Here is a 785-nt window from a genome sequence, read left to right on the forward strand (position 1 = left end):
GCGTATAATCGTCGGCAGCGTCAGATGTGTATAAGAGACAGGGTGAGGGGGGTGCGCTTTGCGGGAAGTCCGGCGAAAGCGCACTCCCCTCACCCTAACCCTCTCCCCAGAGGGGAGAGGGGAAAAACAGAGGAGAGACAAGAAAATCAACCGTGCCGCGCGGTGGGGGAGACGTCGCCCATGGACTCCGACACCGGGGCGTAGGGTTCGTCCATCAGCCCCTCGACCTTGGCGGCCATGATGAAGTCGTTCTCGTGCAGGCCCTTGATCTTGTGCGTCCAGAAAGTGACGGTGCAATGGCCCCAGCCGTAGAGGATCTCGGCGTGGTGACCTTCCGCTTCGCACAGATCGCCGACCCGCATCGCGAAGTGCTGCGCCTCGCGGAAGTTGGAGAATCGATAGTCGCGCTCCAGCCGGTCGGGGTCCGGCCTGATCGACCAGCCGGGCACTTGCACCAGATAATTTTCCGCCATCGCGCGATCCATCGGGGGGATGCCGCCGCGGCAGGGTTCGCAGCTCTTTCCCGCCAGCTCCTGTTGTGTCGCCATCTCGTGCCCTCCGGTGTTGTTGGTTCGGACTCCTCGTTTCGAACAATGCTGGGGCCGAAGCCTCGCGGCGGCAAGCCTCACGACCAGCAATGGACGCGCGCATGACGGACCTGCCCTTCGCCGACTACCAGCAGCCCACGAAGACCGCCGCCGGGCCGCGCCTCGCCATCGTGGGGGAAGCGCCGGGGGCGGAGGCTGTCTCTTATACACATCTCCGAGCCCACGAGACTATAACAG

At 63.9% G+C, this 785-nt stretch carries 1 protein-coding gene; it reads right to left on the reverse strand.

Annotated elements, in window-relative coordinates; all coding sequences use genetic code 11:
- Positions 1–146 precede the first annotated feature (146 nt).
- Positions 147–548 (reverse strand): 4a-hydroxytetrahydrobiopterin dehydratase, encoded by a 402-nt coding sequence (locus tag Q4I23_RS32875; protein ID WP_376996338.1) that lies wholly within the window; start codon positions 546–548, stop codon positions 147–149.
- Between the last annotated feature and the right edge of the window lie 237 nt (positions 549–785).

It is taken from the genome of Azospirillum sp. UFLA03-27, from assembly GCF_059803775.1.